3 protein-coding genes are annotated in these 3,134 nt (G+C 69.6%); 1 reads left to right on the top strand and 2 read right to left on the bottom strand.

The genetic code is table 11. The features are described 5' to 3' along the window. Both ACFWGJ_RS42975 and ACFWGJ_RS42970 read right to left on the bottom strand, forming a co-directional pair. A partial coding sequence (locus tag ACFWGJ_RS42975) for a maltotransferase domain-containing protein (protein ID WP_387334403.1) occupies positions 1 to 1,894 on the bottom strand: 1,894 nt, incomplete at its 3' end. A 69-nt stretch (positions 1,895 to 1,963) separates the two neighbouring features. After that, positions 1,964 to 2,254: a DUF5133 domain-containing protein gene (locus ACFWGJ_RS42970; protein WP_387334405.1), complete on the bottom strand. Its 291-nt coding sequence runs from the start codon at positions 2,252 to 2,254 to the stop codon at positions 1,964 to 1,966. Positions 2,255 to 2,584: 330 nt separating this feature from the next. Between ACFWGJ_RS42970 and ACFWGJ_RS42965 the strand changes: the two genes are divergently transcribed. Then, positions 2,585 to 3,097: a pep a2 gene (locus ACFWGJ_RS42965; protein WP_387334402.1), complete on the top strand. Its 513-nt coding sequence runs from the start codon at positions 2,585 to 2,587 to the stop codon at positions 3,095 to 3,097. The last annotated feature ends 37 nt before the right edge of the window (positions 3,098 to 3,134 follow it).

Here is a 3,134-nt window from a genome sequence, read left to right as displayed (position 1 = left end):
AGTCGAGGCCGAGTCGTGGCATGTCCAACGAGATGGTGGCTTCCTGGGTGTGGTGGGGGTCGAGGTTCACGACCACCAGAACCGTGTCCGTGCCCTCGCGCTTGCTGTACGCGATCACGGAGTCGTTGTCGGCGTGGTGGAAGTGGACGTTCCGGAGCCGGCGCAGTGCGGGGTGCTCCCGCCGGATCCTGTTCAGCGAACCGATGAGCGGCGCGAGGGATGTGCCCGCCCGCTCGGCGGCCTCCCAGTCCCGTGGCCGCAGCTGGTATTTCTCCGAGTCGAGATAGTCCTCGGTACCGGCTCTTGCCGCGGTGTTCTCGCACAGCTCGTATCCCGCGTACATCCCCCAGGTGGGCGAGAGCGTCGCCGCCAGCACGGCCCGGATCTCGAAAGCGGGCCGGCCGCCGTGCTGAAGGAACTCCGGGAGGATGTCGGGGGTGTTGACGAAGAAATTGGGCCGCATGTAGGCGGCCGCGTCACCGGAGAGCTCGGTGAGGTATTCGGTCAGTTCCTCTTTGGTGTTGCGCCAGGTGAAATATGTATAGGACTGCTGGAAACCGATCGCGCCGAGCGTGTGCATCATCGCCGGGCGGGTGAACGCCTCCGCCAGGAAGATCACATCGGGATCGGTGCGATTGATCTCCCCGATCACTTCCTCCCAGAACATGACCGGCTTCGTATGCGGATTGTCCACGCGGAAGATCCGCACCCCGTGGTTCATCCAGAACCGCAGAATGCCCAGGGTCTCCTCGACGAGGCCCGGCATGTCCTCGTCGAAGGCGATCGGATAGATGTCCTGGTACTTCTTCGGCGGATTCTCCGCATAGGCGATCGTGCCGTCCGCCCGGTGCTGGAACCATTCCGGGTGTTTCTCCACCCACGGATGGTCCGGGGAGCACTGGAGCGCGAAATCCAGGGCGACTTCGAGCTGGAGAGAGGTCGCGGTGCGCACGAACGCGTCGAAGTCGTCGATCGTGCCGAGGTCGGGGTGCACGGCGTCGTGCCCGCCCTCCGGCGAGCCGATCGCCCACGGAACGCCGACATCCTCGCGATGCGCCGAGAGGTTGTTGTTGGGCCCCTTGCGGAAGGTCGTACCGATGGGGTGGATGGGCGGCAGGTACACCACGTCGAAGCCCATCGCGGCGATCGCGGGCAGCCGCCGGGCCGCCGTCGCGAACGTACCGCTGACCGGCGGCTTGCCCGGCTCGACCAGCGCGCCCTCCGAGCGAGGGAAGAACTCGTACCAGGAGCCGAACAGCGCCCGCTCCCGTTCCACCAACAGGGGGAGCGGGGCCGATCGCGTGACCCGCTCCCGCAGGGGGTGCGCGGCGAGTGCCGAGTCCACGTCCGGGGTGAGGGCGGCGGCGAGACGCGCTGACGGGGGCCGGGCGTCGTCGCGCAGGGCGTCCGCGGCCGTCAGGACCGCCGCTCGGCCGGCGTCGCGCGGCACTTGGGAGGCGGCCCGCTCGTACAGCTCGGCGCCCTCCTCCAGGACCAGGCCCACATCGATGCCGGCCGGGATCTTTATGCGGGCCGACCGGCGCCAGGCGGACACCGGGTCCGACCACGCCTCCACCCAGTAGGTCCACTCGCCCACCGCCGTGGGCGTGACGTCGGCGCCCCAGCGGTCCGTACCGGGGGCCAGTTCCCGCAGGGGAGTCCACGGGCCGGTGCGCCCGTCGGGGCCGCACAGCACGACGTTCGCGGCGACCACGTCGTGGCCCTCGCCGAACAGAGTGGCGCTGACCTGGAAGGTCTCACCCACCACCGCCTTCGCGGGGCGGTTGCCGCGGTCGACGGCCGGACGGACGTCGACGACGGGGACGCGGCCGATCTGAACGACGGTCGTGCGGCCGATCGGGGGGATGCGGCCGCCGGCCGGGTTCTCGGTCATGTGATTCATCTCCGTCGTCGATGTCCTGGTCCAGGTCCGTGGTCGCCCACGGGTCGGAGGGCTCTTCCCCTAGGTCGCGGTGCTCACCGCGAGCTGGTCGGAATGCCCCGGAAGTGCGCCGATCGGCGGGCTGTGGGCGGCCCGTTCACGGCGCCGGGCCGAAGTGGCCGACAGGTAGCGTTCGGCTGCGTGCACGGCCTCGCGTGCGCAGCGCTTGCCCATGAGGACACAGAGCGTGTAGCCCGTGTCCTCGAAATTGCCTCGCGCGCCGTGGTCGGCGGGGGCCGCGAGCATCATGCGTTCCCAGGCCCGGTACAGCTCCAGCAGCCTGGCGACCTCGTCTTTGGCAGGCAGCAGCATCTCACTGGTCACCTTCCATTCCCTCGGATGCGCACGGTTCGCCCTGATGTGCGTGAGGACCGTGCACGCGGAGGCATCGGCCGACTGCGGCGGCCGACACCTTCACTCATGGTGCACGTGCAGCCACGGAACGTCCTGTTGTCGCTTCAACGACACTGGTGCCGCCACAACGGCAGGGGGACGCCGCTCGGGTTGCACGAATGGAGTACCGCTCGCACGCTGGGAATGACTCAGAAGCGATCACTGCTCACGCTCTGCATGCAGAGCTCGGCCCCACCGGGGCGAGGAGGAGCGAGAGCTTCGCCGGTTGCCGGTGAGGAGCCAACGACGATGAAGACCGTAGTCCCCTGCTACTACCACCTCGACGTGGAGGTCAGTCCGGAACGGGTCGATCAGGTCAGGCGCATTCTGGCCGCCCACCTCCGGTACTGGAACCTGGAGAACCTCGTCGAGCCCGTCTGTCACTGCGCGGAACTGCTGCTGCGGACGATCGACGCGCACGCGGCGGACAAGAACACCACGCTGGAGATGTGGTGGAACGGCCAGCACCTCATCACCGCGATCGCGGACATCGACGGGAAGTCCCACCCGGAGTCCGCGACGCGGGGGTGGCTGGCGCACGTCGCCGCGCTCAGCGACGGCTGGGGGTGCTGTGCGACGGGCAGGGGCGGACGGATCGTCTGGTTCTCCCGCCGGGCCCGTGCCACGGAACGCTCCCCGCTGGTCCCGACCGCCCCCGCGCCCAGCCTGCGCGAAGCCCGGCGCGCACCCCGCGAACTGCCGGTACCGGCCCTGGCGGCGCCGGCGCCCGAGGGGCCGCTCGTCGGCGCTGCGACGCAGTGACCACGGCCGTTCGGCCCGCCACCGCCCAGGCGGTGGC

The organism is Streptomyces sp. NPDC060205, from assembly GCF_042728395.1.
GTDB lineage: Bacteria > Actinomycetota > Actinomycetes > Streptomycetales > Streptomycetaceae > Streptomyces.
The sequence above is the reverse complement of the archived record's forward strand: the minus strand, read 5'-3'. Positions and strand labels throughout refer to the sequence as shown.